Source organism: Herbidospora galbida (assembly GCF_005233835.1).
GTDB lineage: Bacteria > Actinomycetota > Actinomycetes > Streptosporangiales > Streptosporangiaceae > Herbidospora > Herbidospora galbida.
In genome coordinates this window covers 163,164-181,369 of the sequence record NZ_SZQA01000006.1, presented here as the reverse complement: position 1 = coordinate 181,369, position 18,206 = coordinate 163,164, and the positions used below count along the sequence as shown (strand labels likewise).

18 protein-coding genes are annotated in these 18,206 nt (G+C 70.9%); 9 read left to right on the top strand and 9 right to left on the bottom strand.

Features of this window, described 5'->3' with window-relative positions; all coding sequences use genetic code 11:
* Window positions 1-4 precede the first annotated feature (4 nt).
* Together FDA94_RS09415 and FDA94_RS09410 are read left to right on the top strand one after the other, a co-directional pair.
* Complete coding sequence (locus FDA94_RS09415; protein ID WP_137246655.1) at window positions 5-1,141, top strand: hypothetical protein; 1,137 nt, start codon at window positions 5-7, stop codon at window positions 1,139-1,141.
* A gap of 11 nt (window positions 1,142-1,152) precedes the next feature.
* Complete coding sequence (locus FDA94_RS09410; RefSeq protein ID WP_137246654.1) at window positions 1,153-2,274, top strand: hypothetical protein; 1,122 nt, start codon at window positions 1,153-1,155, stop codon at window positions 2,272-2,274.
* Here the strand turns inward: FDA94_RS09410 and FDA94_RS09405 are convergent.
* The 5 genes from FDA94_RS09405 to FDA94_RS39060 form a co-directional block, all read right to left on the bottom strand.
* Complete coding sequence (locus tag FDA94_RS09405) at window positions 2,271-3,254, bottom strand: hypothetical protein (RefSeq protein WP_170990858.1); 984 nt, start codon at window positions 3,252-3,254, stop codon at window positions 2,271-2,273. The two genes, FDA94_RS09410 and FDA94_RS09405, sit on opposite strands and share 4 nt — an antisense overlap.
* On the bottom strand, window positions 3,251-4,744 hold the full coding sequence (locus tag FDA94_RS09400; protein WP_137246652.1) for a hypothetical protein: 1,494 nt from the start codon (window positions 4,742-4,744) through the stop codon (window positions 3,251-3,253). The genes FDA94_RS09405 and FDA94_RS09400 overlap by 4 nt, the downstream gene beginning before the upstream one ends.
* Before the next feature lie 114 nt (window positions 4,745-4,858).
* Window positions 4,859-5,590 (bottom strand): collagen-like domain-containing protein, encoded by a 732-nt coding sequence (locus FDA94_RS09395; RefSeq protein WP_137246651.1) that lies wholly within the window; start codon window positions 5,588-5,590, stop codon window positions 4,859-4,861.
* 138 nt (window positions 5,591-5,728) lie between these two features.
* Entirely contained in the window at window positions 5,729-8,263 is a 2,535-nt protein-coding gene (locus FDA94_RS09390; RefSeq protein ID WP_137246650.1) for a hypothetical protein, read from the bottom strand.
* Window positions 8,260-8,403, bottom strand: coding sequence for a hypothetical protein (locus FDA94_RS39060; RefSeq protein ID WP_170990841.1), 144 nt, complete (start codon window positions 8,401-8,403; stop codon window positions 8,260-8,262). Before FDA94_RS39060 ends, FDA94_RS09390 begins: the two co-directional genes overlap by 4 nt.
* 189 nt (window positions 8,404-8,592) lie before the next feature.
* Between FDA94_RS39060 and FDA94_RS09385 the strand changes: the two genes are divergently transcribed.
* Window positions 8,593-9,426, top strand: a complete 834-nt coding sequence (locus FDA94_RS09385) for a DUF1707 SHOCT-like domain-containing protein (protein WP_137246649.1) — start codon at window positions 8,593-8,595, stop codon at window positions 9,424-9,426.
* On the opposite strand, the gene FDA94_RS09380 is transcribed toward FDA94_RS09385, so the two are convergent.
* A complete protein-coding gene (locus tag FDA94_RS09380) occupies window positions 9,414-9,689 on the bottom strand; it encodes an ArsR/SmtB family transcription factor (protein WP_137246648.1) in 276 nt (91 codons plus the stop codon). The genes FDA94_RS09385 and FDA94_RS09380 overlap by 13 nt on opposite strands.
* Window positions 9,690-9,706: 17 nt before the next feature.
* Here FDA94_RS09380 and FDA94_RS09375 point away from each other — a divergent pair, with 17 nt between their 5' ends.
* The 4 genes from FDA94_RS09375 (at window position 9,707) to FDA94_RS39055 (ending at window position 12,590) form a co-directional block, all read left to right on the top strand.
* Window positions 9,707-10,258, top strand: a complete 552-nt coding sequence (locus FDA94_RS09375; protein WP_137246647.1) for a carboxymuconolactone decarboxylase family protein — start codon at window positions 9,707-9,709, stop codon at window positions 10,256-10,258.
* Between the two features lie 50 nt (window positions 10,259-10,308).
* Window positions 10,309-11,499: an MFS transporter gene (locus tag FDA94_RS09370; protein ID WP_212735244.1), complete on the top strand. Its 1,191-nt coding sequence runs from the start codon at window positions 10,309-10,311 to the stop codon at window positions 11,497-11,499.
* 235 nt (window positions 11,500-11,734) lie between these two features.
* Window positions 11,735-11,965 (top strand): hypothetical protein, encoded by a 231-nt coding sequence (locus FDA94_RS09365; RefSeq protein WP_137246645.1) that lies wholly within the window; start codon window positions 11,735-11,737, stop codon window positions 11,963-11,965.
* A 337-nt stretch (window positions 11,966-12,302) separates the two neighbouring features.
* The gene (locus tag FDA94_RS39055) at window positions 12,303-12,590 is read left to right on the top strand and encodes a hypothetical protein (RefSeq protein WP_170990857.1); all 288 of its coding nucleotides are present in this window, start codon (window positions 12,303-12,305) and stop codon (window positions 12,588-12,590) included.
* Between the two features lie 65 nt (window positions 12,591-12,655).
* On the opposite strand, the gene FDA94_RS09355 is transcribed toward FDA94_RS39055, so the two are convergent.
* Complete coding sequence (locus tag FDA94_RS09355; RefSeq protein WP_170990856.1) at window positions 12,656-13,318, bottom strand: DUF305 domain-containing protein; 663 nt, start codon at window positions 13,316-13,318, stop codon at window positions 12,656-12,658.
* A 180-nt stretch (window positions 13,319-13,498) separates the two neighbouring features.
* Here FDA94_RS09355 and FDA94_RS09350 point away from each other — a divergent pair, with 180 nt between their 5' ends.
* Together FDA94_RS09350 and FDA94_RS09345 are read left to right on the top strand one after the other, a co-directional pair.
* Window positions 13,499-15,223, top strand: a complete 1,725-nt coding sequence (locus tag FDA94_RS09350) for an LVIVD repeat-containing protein (RefSeq protein ID WP_246059688.1) — start codon at window positions 13,499-13,501, stop codon at window positions 15,221-15,223.
* A gap of 127 nt (window positions 15,224-15,350) precedes the next feature.
* Complete coding sequence (locus FDA94_RS09345) at window positions 15,351-16,691, top strand: cytochrome P450 (protein ID WP_137246643.1); 1,341 nt, start codon at window positions 15,351-15,353, stop codon at window positions 16,689-16,691.
* Here the strand turns inward: FDA94_RS09345 and FDA94_RS09340 are convergent.
* A complete protein-coding gene (locus FDA94_RS09340) occupies window positions 16,688-17,839 on the bottom strand; it encodes an acyl-CoA dehydrogenase family protein (protein ID WP_137246642.1) in 1,152 nt (383 codons plus the stop codon). The two genes, FDA94_RS09345 and FDA94_RS09340, sit on opposite strands and share 4 nt — an antisense overlap.
* A 39-nt stretch (window positions 17,840-17,878) precedes the next feature.
* On the bottom strand, window positions 17,879-18,043 hold the full coding sequence (locus FDA94_RS40385; protein WP_202610206.1) for a DUF5999 family protein: 165 nt from the start codon (window positions 18,041-18,043) through the stop codon (window positions 17,879-17,881).
* Window positions 18,044-18,206 lie beyond the last annotated feature (163 nt).

Genomic DNA, 18,206 nt, shown 5'->3' with positions numbered 1-18,206 from the left:
CCTGATGCCCTTAGCCAAGACCAAACGCGACCTGCCCGCCGCCTCACCCGGCGTGGAGAACGGCTTCCGCTCCCTGGAATCCCGGCTGCGCGGCCCCGTCGCCGACGACGACTTCGCGTCCCGGTGGATCGACGTGGCCTGGCAGGACGCCGCCGCCCAGACCTGGATCCTGCGCGGGCTCGACCTGCTGGTCCAGAACACCGACGGGGCCGGTCCCGGCTTCGACGGCGGCCGCGCCTGCTCTCTCCTGGTCGACCAGGCCGCCAGACGCCGCCACGAACCCGGCGACACCGGTTTCGCGTACGAGATCCTCACCGTCTCCGGCTGGCTGGAGACCGCCCTCCCGGCCTCGCTGCCCCGGCCGCGACCGGGCCCCTTCTTCCCCGCCTCCGGCCGGTTCGACCCCGACCGGCTCACCACGGAGTTGCTGCCGCTGCTGGCCGAACGGCTCATCCAGGTCAGGGACGCGGCGGCGGACGAGCTCGCCGACGTCGAGCAGCTCGGGCGGACCGCCGGGGAGATCGAGGCGCTGATCCGCGCCGACCCGTCCATGTGGGCGATGGCGCGGGCCGACGGGCCGCTGCACGAGGGCTACGTGTTCGCCGACAACGTGCTCCCGTCGGCCGCCCGGCCGACCGGCGACGCCGACCGGCTCGCCCACCTGCGGCAGCAGGTCCACCTGCTCGGCCGCGACCCGGCCGCCGGGTCGCTGCTCGACGGCTACGACCACGCCGCCCACCGGGAGGAGCTCGACACGCTGCTGAAGGGCTGGCTGGCCGGGTCGCCGGAGCTCGACGCCCTGGTCGCCGAGCTGATCGAGGTCAGCCCGGCCCACCAGGGCGGGCTCCGGAGCCCGGTCTACGCGCCGCCGGGGCCGCACCTGCGGCGGACGCTGGCGCACGAGTTCCTGCACCGCCTCGCGCACCCCGGCTACCTGACGCGGGCGGCCGAGACGGCCGATCCGCAGATCCTGGTAGAGGGCGTCGCCGACGTCCTCACCGCCGACCTGCTGCCCGAGGTCGGCGACATCGGCTACGGCTCGTCCGGCGCGGCCGCCGTCGAGCTCTACGAGACGGTCGGGCCCGACCGGCTGAAGGCCGCGTACTTCCTGGGCCGCACCGAGTTCATCGGCCTGTCCTGACGAGGAGCCCCATGGCGTTCAAGAAGAAACGCAGCGCATCCGCCCCGGTCCGGCCGAGGGCGCGCTCCGGCAGCGCGCCCGAGGTGCGGATTCCGGAGGCCGACCCGGTCGAGGCCGACTCGGTCGAAGCCGACTCGGTCGAAGCCGACCCGGTTGAAGTCGACCCGGTCGGCGAGGTCCCGCCGCTGCGCCTGTGGGACGTGCCGCAACCGGCCCCGCTGCCCGGCCCGGCGTCCCCTCGCCAACCGGGCGAGACACTGACCGACGCCGACCGGCGATCGGTGAACTACCAGCGTGACCTGGAGTTCTTCCAGGCCCTGTGGGAGGTCTACTACGACGGGGCGACCGGCGCGCGCGACCGATCGATGAGCGAGCGGATGCTCTACGGCCTGATGAGCACCGACGACCCCCTGCAGGACGCCGACTACCTGCGCGAACCGCTCGGCGAGGGCACGATCGCCGCCCTCGCCTCTCTCGGCCTGCAGACCAGCCGTTTCTCCGTCTTTTCGCAGGACGACCCCGACCTGCTGCAGGCCGCCGCGGCGGGCGACTACTTCCACGTCGCCAACCTCCAGCACCCCTTCGACCCCGCCAGGAACGCCCGGCGGGCCCGTCGCCTGGCGGTCAACGTGCGGAGCCAGGAGACGGCGCTGACGCTGGCCATGGGGCTGACCACGCTGTTCGGCGACGCCCAGGTGGGCCCTTACTTCGAGAAGCTGAAGGTCTTCCTGTCCGAGACTCCGGCGGACAGCCCCGTCAAGACCGACAAACTGATGCTCTACTACCTGACCGCCGCCGACGCCCAGGACGGCGGCCCCGACGTGGTCGGCGACCGGCTGCTCACCGCGATCAACTCGCTGCTGCCGCCCGGCGAGGGCGTCATGCTCACCAGTCCCTTCTACTCCCGCGTCGCCACCGCGGTCACCTGGTCGGAGGACGCCCAGCACTTCATGCCGGGGGCCGAGGGGATGAGCTTCACCGACACCCGCGCCACCCTCATCAGGGAGGTCCTCGACACCGACGAGCCGATGCCGAACCCCGAGGCGCTGGCCCAGGCGGTGTTCGACGTCTTCGAGGTCGCCGGTGTCCCGTGGAACCAGCGCCACCGCCACACGATCCCCGATCAGCACTAGACGCCGAGGAACTCGGTCCGGCCGAAGAAGATCGCCACCTTCAACCGGTCGGACCCGAGCTCCTCCAGCAGCGTCACCGCCGGCCCCTCGGCGGGCGGGACGCCGTCGCCGTATTCGGCGGTGAACAGGGTGACCAGGTCCTCCTCCAGCCATCCGGCCCGCGCGCGGAACCCCGGATGGACCAGCACATGCAGGAAGGCGTGGGTCAGCAACGCCCTGTCCGCCGCCGGTACGCACACCTCCCGGCCCGGCCCGTGGGAGACGTCCCGGGTGATCAGCCGCCCGACGCGCCCGGCCAGATCGGCGTCGGCGTCGAGCACGGCCGGGTCGCCGCCGAGCATCGCCAGGTAGGCCGCCCGCGCCGCCGGGCCGTCGGGCAATTCGACGGAGTCGCGGACGCGGGAGCTCAGGTCGTACCCGTCGTAGAGCGGGCCCTCGTAACGGTTGCCGGGGAACTCGGCGCGGAGCCCGGCCTGGACGACGGCCCCCAGGTCGGCGGCGGCGATCGGGTCGAGGAAGCCCTCGGGGGCGGCGGCGAGACGGCGGTCGACCTCCGCCGAGATCCACGCATGGTCGGCCGGTTCGACGGACAGGTCGGCGGGCTCCGGCAGGGTGAGCGTGGCGGGGAAGACCGCCTCGGTCCAGCCGCTCACGGCCAGCACCTCGCGCTCGAAGGCGTCGCCGCCGGGCTCGGCGGTGTATCGGCGCGCGTGCCCGACCAGCCGGGCCACGGCGGGCGCGCGCTGGTAGTCGGCCGGGTTGCGCGTCAGCAGGTGGAGGGCGTGCACCAGCCAGGCCTGCTGCGGCAGGGACAGGCCGGCGACGTTGATCCAGTGCGAGCCGAGCGGCCCGTCGCCCAGCAGCTCGGCCTCCAGCGACCGGAACGCCGCCTCGACGCCGTCGCGCAACCGCTCGTCCAGCCCCGGATCGTCGGCGCCGCGCTTGGTCTTGGTCAGCGTCATCTGCCGTCCTCGGTTCACTGATGCTCCATGATCGCCAGGCGTTTCAGGTCGCCGAGGAAGAAGCCGACCGCCACGTTGCCCTGGCCGAGCACGTCGGCGATCTGCTGCGCGTCGGCGCCGTCCTGGCCGTAGCCGGCCTTGAGGTAGGCGGCGGGAGGGGGCGTCCACGGCGTGCCCGGACCGAGGATGAGGGCCCGCAGTTCCGGGTCGTTCGCGGCGCGGTCGGACAGTCGCCGCATCACCAGCGCCGTGAACACCTCGACGAAGCCCTCCTTGAGGATCTGCGGCTGGTCCACGCCCTCGGCCGCCTCGACGACGTTGGGGTGGGTGATGTGGTGCATGAATTCGTGGATCAGGGTGTGCGTCATCCGCCACCGCCAGATCTCGCGCGACCGCACGGCCGGGTTCGGATAGCAGGGCAGCAGGTAGGTCATGCCGTCGGCCGCCGCGTGCTGGGGCGTGTGGTTGATCAGCCGGGCCACCTTCCCGGCGAATTCGGGGTCGCTCAGCAGGTCGGCGTAGATCTGCGTGAGCGCCTCCTGGTCGGCGGGCCGGCCCGGGTGGTAGTTCGCGACCTTCATGGGCGCCCCGTAGTTCGGGTCACGCCCGACGCGGGTGCCGCGGTTCCACATCCAGCCGAGCAGCCTGTCGGTGTCGACGGCCACCTCCTCCGAACTGGCCAAGCAGCCGGAGTAGGGGGCGCCGTAGAGGGGGCCGTCGGCGTAGGCCAGCGGGAAGGGGCTGAGCACCGTGCAGATGAACCCCTGCAGGAAGTCGGCGATCTTCGCCATCTCGGCGAAGTCGACCCGTTCGAGCTGCCGGCCGGGCGGCGGGTCCCATGGTTTGAGCTGGTCGTCGAGGACCGTGGTCAGGGCCGTCCGCAGCCCCGTGCGCAGCAGGTCGGGGTCGAGCGCCCCGATCAGCTGTCGCCTGCCCGGGAGCCCGCCCGGGAAGTAGAGCCCGTTGAGCTCCGCGAGGACCTTCGGCTCCACCTCCAGCGGCACGGCGCACAGCGAGGCCTGCATCCAGCCGCCGCACAGGACGACCTCGTTCTCGAATCCGTTCCCGGCCGTGCCCGGCTGCGTGAGCACATCGCGCCGGACCATGTGAAGCAGCCGCCGCACCACCGTGGGGAGCTCGACGCCCAGATCGGTCAGCTTCCCGGCGTTCTGGCCGTAGATCGTCAACGCCCGCAGCAGCCACGCGAGCTGGACCGGCGAGAACCGGTCGACCAGCTGCCGGCCGAGCTCGGGGTTGTGCTGGCCGAGCGCGCTGCAGAGGTGCTGCAGACAGCCCGCCATCCCGACCTGGTTCAGCAGCGCCGAGGTCGCCCGGTAGTCGAGCCGCACGACGATCGAGGTGTTCGGGTACGAATAGTCGCGCACGACCTGTTCGAGCACCGGCGGCGGGTCGATCTCCTGGATCTCGATCGTCTCGGCCGGGGCTTCGAAGAGGATCGGCTCCCGTTTGCTCTTGCGCACCGGCGACGGGCTGCGTGACTTCCTCACGTCAGGACCGTTCCAGACGCCGGGGAGGACGGCTGTGATCTTGGCAGGGGCACGGCTTCATGCTCCACCACTGATCACGGCCGTCAACTGACCCATAAGCGATAAGTCCCTCCCTTACGGCTGCCCGCAGAGCGCCGTGACCGTGACCGTGACGGTGCCGTTGGTGTTGTTGACCGGGAACAGGACGTTCACCGCGTCGTCGAGCGGCCCGCCCGTCTGCGAGTAGAGCCGCGCCCAGGCGACCGAGTGGGGGTTGAGCAGCGGGACGAACTGGGACGAGACCTGGAAGTCGGAGTCGATCAGCACCTTGCCGGCCGGGCACTTGGCGATGGTCGTGCCGGCCGTGTTGGCCGCGTACTTGGTGGACGCGACGACCTTCTGCAACCCGGCGATGCCGTCGGCGCCCGCCGCGCCCCGCTCACCCTGCGGGCCCTGGGGACCCGAGGCCCCTTGGTCGCCCTTCGCTCCCTGCGCGCCCTGCGGGCCGGTGAGCCCCGGCTCCCCTTGCGGCCCGGCGGGACCCTGCGGACCGGCCGGGCCCTCCGAGCCGGCGGGCCCCTGTGCACCGGTGCGGCCGGTCGGCCCGATCGGGCCGGTGGGGCCGGTCTGGTTCCAGGTGATCTGCTGGTAGCCCGGCGGGCACGTGTCGCCGGGCGGCTCGGTCGGCACCGGCCGCAGCATCGTCTGCTCGATCGGCCCCGGCACGCGGAGCACCCCGTCGGCTCCGACGCAGGCCGTGATCCGCAGGTCGTCGGCCACCGCGACCGCCACCCCGGCCCCGCCGGCGACCAGCCCGGCGGCGATCCCCACGGCCAGCCACATCGCCCGTTCCCTACCGCGACGCATGTCATCTCCCCACTGAAGGCGACGTCCCACGCTAGGGAGGCCCGGCCGGGGACGCGTCCCCCTGGCGGTGCGGGGAGGTCACCCGGGAGAGGGATCTTCGGCGCAGACGCATCACGTCTGGCGAGGCGATCGGCGGGTTCAGCGCGGGGCCAGTCGGTCTCGCAGGCGGCGGCACTCTCTCGTGAAGCGGCTCTTGTTCTCGTTCGCCGCGTAGATCGTGACCTCAGGGATCTCGCCGGTCGCGCCGATCCACGACGCCAGTTCGGTCGCGAAGGCGACCGCCTCCGATTGGGGGGTGGTGGCCCGTCGGCCCGCGCGGGGGAGCACGTGGGGCAGCAGCCTGCGCAGCAGGGCCCACACCTGGTGGGGCGCGCCCTCCTGGGCCAGTTCGGTCAGGGCGGCGATCAACGGGCGCAGGCCCAGCCGGTCGCGCAGGACCAGCGCGCTCAGCTGGCGGGCGAGGGCCTCGGTGGGGAGGGCGTCGCGGGCGGCCAGGTCGAGCAGCAGGCGGATCGGCGCGTCGTCGGAGGCGCCGTCGGCCAGGAAGACGCCGAGGATGACGGCGGTCGCGTCGCCCAGCGGGCCGTCGGTGGCGGCGTGGTGGGTGAAAGCGGCCACGGTGAGGCGGTGGTCGGACCACGGCGTTCTGATCTGGGCCAGGCAGTTGACCGACGCCACCTCGCGGTGCGACGGCACCATCGAGGCGTACCAGTCCAGCTGGCCGGTGAACTCGTCGGACACGTGTCGCCGGGGCCCGGCCAGCATGACCTCGTCGATCAAGTGGTCGCCCGTGGGAGCCGCGAGCCGCAGGAGTGGGGTCACGCGGTCGTGGTCGCCGGGTTCGGTCCAGTCGACCCCGGTCACCGGGTCGGGCAGGCCCCCGCCGGCCAGCCACTCGGCCGCCGTCTTCGCCGCCGCAGAATCGACCTTCGCGGCTCTCTCGGCCGCCGCCGGGTGGGCGCCTCTCGGCAGGCGCATCAGCGCCTGGGCCAGGTCGGCCGGGAGCGGCGCACGGCCGGCTTCGGCGCAAAGCTCCAGCCGGTCGACCAGGACCTCAGGGTCGAGGTGGCCGTTGTCGAGAGTCGGGGTCGCCAGCAGGACGGGCGGGAGCACGTCGTCGCGCAGGGCGTCGAACAGCTCGCCGAACCGGTGCAGCAGGAACAGGTGCAGCGGCGCCACCTGCCGGGGCGTCGGCAGGGCCGGCGATGGTTCGTCCGGCGCCCGGCCGGGGGTGATCACCGCGGCCGACAGGGCCGCCATCCAGTCGCGGGGGTCGGCCCACACGCCGGGCCGGTGCCACCACTCGTGGCGGCGCTTGAGCGACCTGCGGAGCGCCGCGCGGTCGCGGGCGGCCTCGCGGGTGAAGGCGGCGAGCCAGCGCTCCGCGCCGATCCACGTCGCGCCCGAGGCCGACAGCGTCGGTTCGGGGAACGCCTTGGGCGCGGGGACCTCGGGCAGCGGCGGGAACGTCATGGGCGGCGCGGGCTCCTCGCCCGAGCGCTCGCCGGTGAAGCGGGACAGCCGGGCGGCCAGATCAGCGGGCAGGGTCGCGATCCCGTCGGCGATCAGAGAGGCGTCGGTCACGTGTTTGAGGGTCAGGTCGACCGCCCGCGACTGCACGTCGAACGACGTGTGGCCGTACGCCGTCACCAGCGCCGGCCCGAACTCGGCCACCGCCGAGGGGGTGCGCTTGAGTTCGGCGTCGAGCCAGCGCAGCCCGATGGCGGCCAGTTTCGCCTCGGCCCGGAACGTCAGCGACTCGACCGCCTCGACCAGGTCGGCGCGGTCGATCGGGAACAGGGCCTTGATCTGCCTGGTGGCGAGTTCGGCCACGGGGCCGGGCGACGAGGGGAGCAGGCGCAGGTAGTCGCGCAGGCGGCCGGCGGTCTCTTCGGGGGTCGGGGCGAGCAGGTCGTGGAGGCGGACGAAGAAGCGGAGGTCCTGCGGTTCGCCGCCGCACAGGAAGCGGCTGACGCAGCCGTCGAGGGCCCGCTCGCGGGGGACGTCTCTGCGGACCCGGGCCAGCCAGCGGGTGGGGGCCGGGGTGAGACGTTCGTCGCGCAGTTCGCGGCCGGCGCCCTCGGCGTCGAAGATCCGGAGGAGGAGGGCCGACGTCAGGGGGTCTCTCGGGTGGGTCGTCATCCGCAGCCACGCGGCCACCAGCGGGTCGTGGTCGGGGGGTTCGGCGCCGGAGGCGCGCAACAGGGCCACGGCCAGGGGCGCGAACCGGTCGTTCGGACGGCGGATGCGGCGCGCGAGCCGTACGGCGACGTCGCGCTGCCACTCGATCGGGCGGGACGCGGCGACCTCGACGGCGTCGGCGACGTTGAGGCCGGCGGCCTGGCGGCGGTTGACGTCGCGGCCGGTGATCCACGAGACGGCGGCGGCCGGGCCGGTGATGGTGCCGATGCCGGCCAAAAGCAGGACGGAGGCCAGGTCGTCGAGCATCTCGTCGACCTCGAAGCCTTCGTCCCAGGCGCGCTCCCAGTCGGCGTCGTAGTCGCGCGCGGCCAGCTCCGCGAGCTTCTCGGCGCGCAGGTCTTTCACCAGGCCGGGCAACGCGCGGCCGATCTCGCCGCGCTCGGCCTCGGTCAGGGTGAGCAGCCGCCTGCCGAGCTCGTGGATCTGGCCCCGCCGGATCAGGCCGACGATCTGCCCCGTCGTAGTGCTCACAGCGCGACCTCCACGTCGGCGACCCCGAGCAGCGCGACCGGACCGGAGAGGGCCCGCCCGCCGGGCGTCGAAAGCCTGAGACGCCCGTCGACGAGGGAGGAGGGCGCGGCGTAGCTGTACGCCTGCGTCGCTGAGGTCATGCCCCCGGACCTTAGGCGCACCGACCGACAAAACCGGAAATGTCGAGAAGTTGTGAATTAACGTCGCACCAGTCCCGCAAACCCCAAGGCCAATTCACCGGAGCCGATTCTCTCGGAAAATCCCCCGAATCCCGCCATGGCGGTTGAGCTAGTTTGGATGGCATACAGGGGAGGTCGAAATTGCAGCACATGCGGGTATCCGACGCGGAGCGCGACCGCGCCTGCGCCGTTCTGCGGGAGCACTACGCCGTCGGGCGGCTCGACGACCGGGAACTCTCGACCCGGCTCGCGGCCGCGCAGACCGCTGTGACCTGGGGCGATCTCAACGAGCTCATGCGCGACCTGCCCCCGATCCCGGGCATGCCCCTGATGCCCTCGGCCGTGCCCTACGCGGCCCCGCCGCCTCCCCCGGTCGCCTACGCGCCTCCCGTCCATCCTCCGCAGCGCAATCGTGACGTCGGCAAGGCCTACACGGTCGCCGCATGGGTCACCTTCATTCTCGGATTCGCGAGTTTCGGGCTCATGTGGATCCCGGCGCTGATCTTCGCCGTGCTCGGCCGCCGGGCCAGGGAACGGGGCCGCGACGACCACAACACGGGCACGGTCATCACCATCGTGACGGGCGCCGCGCTGCTGCTGACTCTGGTGGGGGTGCCCGCCGCGTTCGACGACGGGGACGAGTCCTCGGCGTCGGATCACTCGGAATACGCGGCGGAGCAGTACGGGGAGTCCGACGACGAGGGCATCCACGAGGTCGTGATGTGGGTCGCCGGCGACCGGCCCGACGCCACCGCCGGCGACTTAGTGATGAACGCCGAAGGCAGCGAGGTCGTGTCCGGCAAGGGGATGGTCCTGCCCTTCGAGAAGGAGCTCGACCTCGCCAGCCTCGACGACCTGCTCGTGGAGGCCGAGGCTGCCGATGGGGCGAAGCTGACCTGTCATATCACCATCGACGGGGAGGTCGTGGCGACAGGGAAGCCCGACCCCGGCAGCGGCGGCTGCACCGCCGCCTACAGCGGCTGATCCTTCCTGTACCGGGTCAGCCAGCGGTCGATCTCGGCGAGCGGCGCGGGGTCGACCGCGTAGAGCCGCCGGGCCCCGTCGACCCGCACGGTCGCGAAGCCGTTCTCGCGGAGCACCCGGAGGTGCTGCGACACGGCCGGTTGGGAGATCCCGAACTCAGCCTGGACGACCGCGCCCAGCTCCCCGGCCGACCGTTCCCCGTCGGCGAGCAGTTCGAGGATCCGCCGCCTGACGGGGTCTCCCAGGACGTCGAAGGCACGCATCCGACTACCTTATATAAGTGACCACTGATACGAACCGCCTGCCCTTCCCCGCCGAACCGACCGAGGCCCAGCGGGCCGCGATCGAGCGCATCACCGAGGGGCCGCGCGGCGGGATCTCCGGCCCGTTCGTGCCGCTGCTGCGCAGCCCCGAGCTGATGACGCGGCTGCAGCTCGTCGGCGAGACGATCCGGTTCGGCGGCGTGCTCGACGAGGACCTCGTCGAGGTGGTCGTCCTCACCGTGGCACGGCACTGGGACCAGTCCTACGAGTGGGCCTTCCACCACCCGATCGCTCTGTCCAAAGGCGTGTCACCCGATGACGTCGACGCCATCGGCAGGGCCGAGCGCCCGTCGGACGGCCGCCTGGCCACGATGTGGAACCTGGTCGACGAGCTCCAGCGTACGAAGGACGTCTCCGACGCCACCTACGCCGAAGCGGTGGCGGTCTTCGGCGAGGAGCGCGTGGTCGGGGCGATCGCCACGGCCGGCTACTACACGACCCTGGCCATGGTCATGAACACCGCCCGCACGCCCCCGCCCGAAGGGCCCGGCGCGGCACTCCCGTGGTGAGGTTCGCCCGGTTTCGCCCCTGGTAGGTGGCGCGTGCAAGCATGTCCCGGGTGAAAGCCCAACCGCAGGTCATGACCCCCGGCCTGACGTTCCTCTTCGCCGTCGCCGGTGGCGCGGCGGTCGGCAACCTCTACTGGGCCCAGCCTCTCCTCGACTTCATCGCCGCCGACCTCGGCGCTTCCACGGCCGGCGCGGGCCTGCTGGTGACGGCCACCCAGGTCGGCTACGCCGTGGGCATCCTGCTCTTCGTCCCGCTGGGCGACGTGCTCGACCGGCGCAAGCTGATCCCGGTGATGCTGGTGGTGTCGGCGGTGATGCTGGTGCTGTGCGCGCTGGCGCCGACGTTCGGCCTGCTGCTGGGCGCGATCACGCTGATGGGGATCACGACGGTGGCCGGGCAGCTGCTGACCCCGCTGGCCGGCGACCTGGCCGACCCGGCCCGCCGTGGCCACGTGGTCGGCGCCGTGACGTCGGGCATCCTGACGGGCATCCTGCTCAGCCGGACGATCAGCGGCCTGGTCGCCGAGTTCGCCGGGTGGCGCACCATCTTCCTGGCGGCGTCGGTCCTGGCCCTGACCCTCGCGGTGCTGCTCTACCGGGCGCTCCCCGAGCTGGAGCCCAAGACCCGGCTGCCCTACCACCGGTTGATCGCGTCGGTGTTCTCGACGGTGCGCCGCGAACGGGTCGTCCGGTGGACCCTCGCCCTCTCTTGCACGGGCTTCGCGATCTTCACCATGTTCTGGACGTCCCTGACCTTCCTGCTGAGCTCCCCGCCCTTCGGCTACCCGGTCTCGGTGATCGGCCTGTTCGGCCTGGCGGGCCTGGCCGGCGCCGTGGCGGCCCAGCGGGCGGGCCGCCTGCACGACCGAGGCTGGTCGATGCCCGCCACCGGCCTCGGCTGGGTGCTGGTCCTGCTGTCGTTCGGCCTGGCCGGGTTCGCGGGCCGGTCGGTGGTGCTCGTCCTGGTGGTCGTGGTGCTGATCGACGCCGGGATGCAGGGCCTCAACATCCTGAACCAGACCCGGGTCTTCGCGGTGTCCCACGAGGCGCGCAGCCGGCTGAACACCGCGTTCGTGACGGGCAACTTCGTCGGCGGCGCGATCGGATCGGCGGCGGCCTCGGTGCTGTGGTCGGTGGGGCAGTGGCGGGCGGTGTGCCTGGCGGGCATGGTCGCGTCGGTCTTCGCCCTGACGATCTGGGCCTTCGGCAGGCGGAGCGCCCTCGTCGTTACCCCGGCGTGAAAGGCGAACCCCTGCGCCGCAGGTGAATGCGCCGTCACCAGCGCCGTACCTCCCGCGCTTCCTTCGCGAAGGTCAAGGAAAGGCCTCGCGCGACCTCCCCAGGGAAATCAAACCCAACATCGCACACAACCTCCGCCAACTACCGTCAAATCGGCCCATATCGCTCGCTATTACGCCCCGACCAGAAAAAAGTAGAACTGTAAACCAATCTCGGGACGATCCAGAGGAGAAGCCCATGAACGGAAAGCGGCGAGTCGCGATGGTGGGGGCGGGGTTCCTCGGAGCGGCGGCCCTGATCGTGGCCCCGGTGTCAATGGCGTCGGCCGCCGAGGCCGCGACCCCGGCGACCACGACGGCGGTGAGCACGTCGGCCAGTGTGTTCCCGGCCCACCACCACTGGGACGACGGCCACCATCACCACCATCACCACCACTACCACGACTACAACTACGGCTGGTGGTACTGAGGGTTCCTGCCACCGCCCGGGTCGTCGCCCGGGCGGTGGATCATGTTCGGGGAGGCCCGGTGGGATAAGGGCCGCGTAAGGGCTTTACCGACACGTGATGGGCCGGACCTTCGCCGCCCAAGGGCTTCCCGGACATTCTCCCCATCCGTCCCCAATCGACCCTCTTGTAGGCCGCACTTGGACGTAGCTCAATAAGCCGTACATAAAAGCACCCCCTCAACCCGCACCCAGAACCTCGCCCTCCTCCCGTCAAATGAACGCCACGCCCTCTCGCGCCGCTTGCCGGTCGTCGGAAAGCCTGGAGGGGCAAGCCAGGCGAATCCTAGGAGGAGAAGCCATGAACGGTAAGCGAGTCGCGACGGTGGGGGCGGGGGTCCTCGGTGCGGCGGCCCTGGTCCTGGGGCCGATCTCTGCGGCGGATGCCGAAACGGCCACTACCGCGACTACTACCGCGGTGAGCACGGTCGCCCAGCCCGCGTCCACGACCTACGACGACTGGGACTACTGGGACGACGACTACTACTACGACGACTACTACTACGACGACTACTACTACGACGACTGGGACGGCTGGGACGACTGGGACGACGACTACTACGTCGAGGAGTACTACTACTGGGACTAGCCCCTAGTGGCTCCCGCCTCCACCGCCCGGGTCATCACCCGGGCGGTGCAGGTTTCTCCGGGGGCCTACTGGAGCGGGCCGCCCATCGTGGCCAGCAGCTGCTGCATCCGGTCGATCTCGATGCGCTGGTCGGAGTCGATGTGGGTGGCGAAGACGTAGGTCTCGGTCTCCTGGCCGCCGCTCGCGGCGAACAGTTTCTCCACCATCTCCAGGGCGCCCATGTGGTGGCCGATCATGAACTGGGTGAAGAGCCGGTCGAACTCGCCGTCCTTCGCCTTCTCCAGCCGGTCGAACTGCTCCTCGGTGAGCATTCCGGGCATCAGCCGGCCGGCTCCGTGGCCGTGGTCGGCCGACGGCACGTCCTGCCCCCGGGACGTCAGCCACTTCCGCATCTGGGTCATCTCGTCCTCCTGCGTGGACGAGATGCGCTGCGCGATCAGGGTCACGTCGCGGTTCTTGGTGCGGGAGGGCACGAGCGAGGTCATCCGGAGCGCCTGCCCGTGGTGGGGGATCATCCCCTGGAAGAAGAGCACGTCGGCGGCGGTGAACGGGGCCTCGCTGACAGAGGGCATGGCGGTGCCCGGGAGCGTCTTGGCGGCCTGCCCGGGGGCGCCGGGCTGGACGACCAACGGCGCGTTCGGGGCCGGGGGCGGGGCGTCCTCGCTGCACCCGGCGAGGACCAGGCCGGAGACCAGCAACAAGGCGCTCAGTCGGCGCGATTGGCTCATGGTGTGGGGCTGCTTCCGCTGTACCGTCGGCATCTGTCCGGAAAAGTAGATATGTCTACGTATAGAACATCAAGACCCTTTCAGTTACGGTACGCGGTGAAATACCACATAGGACCCCTCTGAAGGGACGGCCCCTTGCGACTCCGCACCCTCGGGGTCATCGCCGCTGCCGGAGCGTTAGTGGCAGGTTTCCTGCCCACTGCCGCCCAGGCCGCCGATGATCCGCGTGTCGGCCTAGGAGCCGGCTGGCTGGACGCACAGTCCGCCGCCAGCGGCCTCGAACTGACCAAGCACAACGACAAGCCCGCCGGGTTCGTCAACCCCGACAGTCCGGGCAGCTCCTCGTTCGCCAACTCCGACCTGGCGTTCAGCGGGAACTACGCCTTCGCGGGCAACTACAACGGGTTCAACATCTACGACATCAGCACCGGCGCCGATCCGGTCCTGAAGACGTCGGTGGTGTGCCCGGGCGGCCAGGGTGACCTGTCCGTCTACGGCAACCTGCTCTTCATGTCGGTCGAGGAGACCCGCGGCCGGATCGACTGCGGCACGCAGGGCGCTCCCGGCACCGTGAACCCCGAGCGGTTCCGCGGTGTCCGCGTCTTCGACATCAGCGACATCAACGCCCCGACGCAGGTGGCGGCCGTGCAGACCTGCCGTGGTTCGCACACCCACACGGTCGTGACCAGCCCCAAGGACAAGAAGAACGTCTACGTCTACGTTCAGGGCACCTCCAGTGTCAGGTCCGGTGACGAGCTGGCCGGTTGCGCCAACACCGCCGCGACCGACCCGAACACCTCCCTGTGGCGGATCGAGGTCATCAAGGTTCCGCTGAAGAACCCGGAGACCGCCGCGGTCGTGGCCCAGCCGCGCCTGTTCGCCAACCCGGAGACCGGTGCGATCGACGGCCTGCAGAACACCCCGCCGACGGCGCAGCACCCGTCGGGCACGAACTGGTCGCCCCGCCCGGTGACCAACCAGTGCCACGACATCACCGCGTACCCGGAGATCGGGCTGGCCGCCGGCGCCTGCGCCGGCAACGGCATCCTGATCGACATCAAGGACCCGGAGAACCCCAAGCGCCTGGACGCGGTCGCCGACCCGAACTACGCCTACTGGCACTCGGCGACCTTCAACAACGACGGCACCAAGGTCGTCTTCACCGACGAGTGGGGCGGTGGCTCCGGCGCTCGCTGCCGGGACACCGACCTGCCGTCGTGGGGCGCCAACTCCATCTACAACATCGTGGACGGCAAGCTGGTGTTCCAGAGCTACTACAAGCTCCCGGCGCCCCAGACGACCGCCGAGAACTGCGTCGCCCACAACGGCTCGCTGGTCCCGATCCCCGGTCGCGACATCATGGTGCAGGCGTGGTACCAGGGCGGCATCTCGCTCTGGGACTTCACCGACTCGGCCAACCCGAAGGAGCTCGGCTACTTCGACCGCGGCCCGGTCAACGCCTCCGCGCTGACGCTGGGTGGTTTCTGGTCGGCGTACTGGTACAACGGCCAGATCTACGGCAGCGAGATCGCGCGTGGCTTCGACGCCTTCAAGCTGGTCCCGACCCCCGCCGTGGCCAAGGAGGAGATCGACGCCGCGCAGACGGTCAAGCTGAACCTGTTCAACGCGCAGGGTCAGCCGCGACTGTCGTGGGAGTCGAGCTTCGAGCTCGTCCGCGCCTACCAGGTGCAGGCCGAGCGCGCGGGTCTGGACAAGCTCCAGGCCAAGGCCGTCGACGCCCTGATCGACGAGGCCCAGCGTCTGAAGGACCGCCACAAGAAGCTGCTCGCCTCGGTGGCCCTGAAGACCGCCGCCGCCCTCCTGAAGAAGTCCGACCCCGCTCAGGCCCGCCTCCAGTCGGCCCTGAACGACCTGTCGAAGACCGTCCTCAAGGGTGGCAAGTAGTCCCTGAGTAAGTGATCGACGCGGGCGGGTCCTCCCCGGAGGGCCCGCCCGTTCACATGAAGTTTTCTTGATCGGGCCGAAGACCGCGCATACGCTCCGCCTGAGCGCACGGAAAGCGGGACGCGGCATGGGCACGATGTTCGACACCTCGCTGCGGATCGACGCGGCCGGGCCACGCGGGATCCCGATCGTCAACAACCTCCGGTTCCTCCGGCACAACGCCTGGTACGCCCTCGACCACGTGGCCACCCGGTTCCCCGGCCCCGTCGTCCCGCTGACCGGCGGAAACGGGTCGGTCGTGCTGCTCCGCGGGGAGGAGGGCGCGCGCAGCTACTTCACCGAGAACGACGTGTTCGAGCGGCTCAGCGACGGCATCTTCGCCCTCCCGCAGGGCCGCCCCTGGTCGAAGATGTTCGACGCGGTCATCACCTTCAACGGCGAGCGGCACCGCCGGTCGCGCCGGCTGCTGATGCCGATCACGCACAAGAGCGCGATGGACCACTACGCCACGGTCTTCGCCGAGACGTTCAAACGGTCCCGCTTCGCGCGGACCGACGGCGAGCCGTTCGACATGGCGGCCGAGTTCGTCGACATCACCCGCGCCAACATGCTGGTCTGCCTGCTCGGCATCGACGTCGACGACGCCAACGTCGAACTGGCGAACGACGTCGCGCGGTTGCTCCGGGCGTTCCAGAACCCGCTGGTGCTGCTGTTCCGGAGCGAGGCCGCCTGGACCCCCCACGGCCGCTGGCTGCGCCACCTCGCCTCGGTCTACGACCGGCTGGAGCTGCTCATCGAGCGCAAACGGGCCGACGACGCCCGTCGCGACGCCCTGTCGATCCTCTGTCACACCGTCGACGACAACGGCGACCGGCTCAGCACCCCGGAGATCGCCGGCGAGTTGCACGGCCTGTTCTCGGCCGGGTTCGAGACCACCGCCATGTCGATGACGTGGGCGCTGCTGACCATCCTCGGCACCCCCGGCGCCCTACCCGACACCGAGCAGGAGCTCGACGCGGCCGTGCGGGAGTCGCAGCGGCTGATCCCGACCGTGCCGTTCAGCCTCCCGCGCCGGGTGGCCCGCGACATCAGGGTCGGCCCCACCGTGATCCCGAAGGGCGCGCTCGCGTTCGCCACGCCGCTGCTCGAACACCACGACCCGGCGTCCTTCCCCGACCCGGAGGTCTACCGTCCCGCCCGCTGGACCGGCGCCAAGGTCAACCCCTACGCGTTCCTGCCCTACGGCGTCGGCCAGCGGCGCTGCCTGGGCGCCGCGTTCGCCGACCTCCAGATCCGCACCACCCTGGGCCTGATGCGCTGGCCGTCGCTGCTCACCACCGAGGTCGACTACGTCATCAGGTCGGGCGCGACGGCTTTCCCGGGGAAACCCGTGCTGGTACGAACCGGGCCCCGCGCCCCCGCCCCCGGCCCGGTGACCGGGAGCGTGCGACGTCTCTGGGCGGCCTAGACGAAGGCGCTCTCGCCCGTGACGGCCCGTCCGACGATGAGGGTGTTGATCTCCCGGGTGCCCTCGTAGCTGTAGATGGCCTCGGAGTCGGCGACGAACCGGCCCATGCCGTAGTCGAGCACGATCCCGTTGCCGGCCATGATCTCCCGCCCCCACCCGACGGCCTCGCGCATCCGGGCCGTGCAGAACGCCTTGGCCAGCGCCGAGTGCTCGTCGCGGTAGACGCCGTCGTCCTGGAGCTGGGCCAGGCGGACCACCATGCCGAGCGAGGCGGTCACGTTGCCGAGCATGCGCACCAGCAGGTCCTGCACGAGCTGGAAGGCCGCGATGGGCCGTCCGAACTGCTCGCGCTCCTTCGAGTACGCCAGCGCCCGCTCATAGGCGCCGATCATGCACCCGACGGCCTGCCAGGCGACGCCGCCCCGCGTCTGCCGCAGGATCGTCGCGGTGTCCTTGAACGAGGAGGCCCCGGCCAGCCGGTTCTCCTCCGGCACGAGCACGTTCTCCAGCGTGATGTCGGCGTTCTGGACGGTCCGCAGCGCGATCTTGTTCTCGATCTTGGTGGCGGTGAAGCCGGGCGAGCCCCGGTCGACCACGAACCCCTTGACCTGCCCGTCGCCCTCGTCTTTGGCCCAGACGACGACATAGTCGGCGAACGTCGCGTTGCCGATCCAGCGTTTGGCCCCGTTGAGCACCCACGTGTCGCCCTCACGACGGGCGGTGGTGCGGAGCCCGGCGGCGACGTCCGATCCGCCGGTCGGCTCGGTCAGCGCGAAGGCGCCGATCTTGTCCATCTGGGCCATCCGCGGCAGCCAGCGCTCGCGCTGCTCCTCGGAGCCCAGCCGGGCGACACTGCCCATGGCCAGGCCCGTGTGCACTCCGAAGAAGGTGCCCCACGAGGGGTCGACCCGGTTCATCTCCAGCACGACGAAACCGGTCAGCAGACTGCGCGCGCCCCGGAAGGCGAGGCCCGCGACGTCGAGCTTGGCGAACTCGGGCACGAGCTGGTGTGGGAACTCGGCCCTGGTCCACTGGTCGTCGGCGATCGGCGCGACCCGATCGGTCATGAACTCGCGTACCCGCTCGATTATCTGTTTCTCATCCCCGTCGAGCAGGTCGGCGTACGCGTAGAGATCCCCGTTCGTCATGCCTCACCCTTGCCCGGGAGGCATGCGGCGTAACGAGGGTCAGCGCGCGGCGCTGCCGTCGGGGAGCAGCAGGCCGAGGTCCTCGAACAGCACGACGCCGTTGCACAGCAGGCTCCAGCCCTGTTCCGGGTGGGCCGCCACGACGTGGGCGGAAACGCGGTCGGAGGCGTCGGGGGACGGACACTTAGGCTGATGCTGACACATCATCGCGACCTCTCAGGTGGGCTCCTGGATCATCAAACGAACGAATCCGCGGATTTGCGCCCGCTCTTCCTACTTTGGACACCTAAAGAGTGACCTAAGCCACTATCACTCTGCTTTCCGTCCGCTGTACGCGGATTGCAAGCCTCCTCCGGGGAAGTTGCGC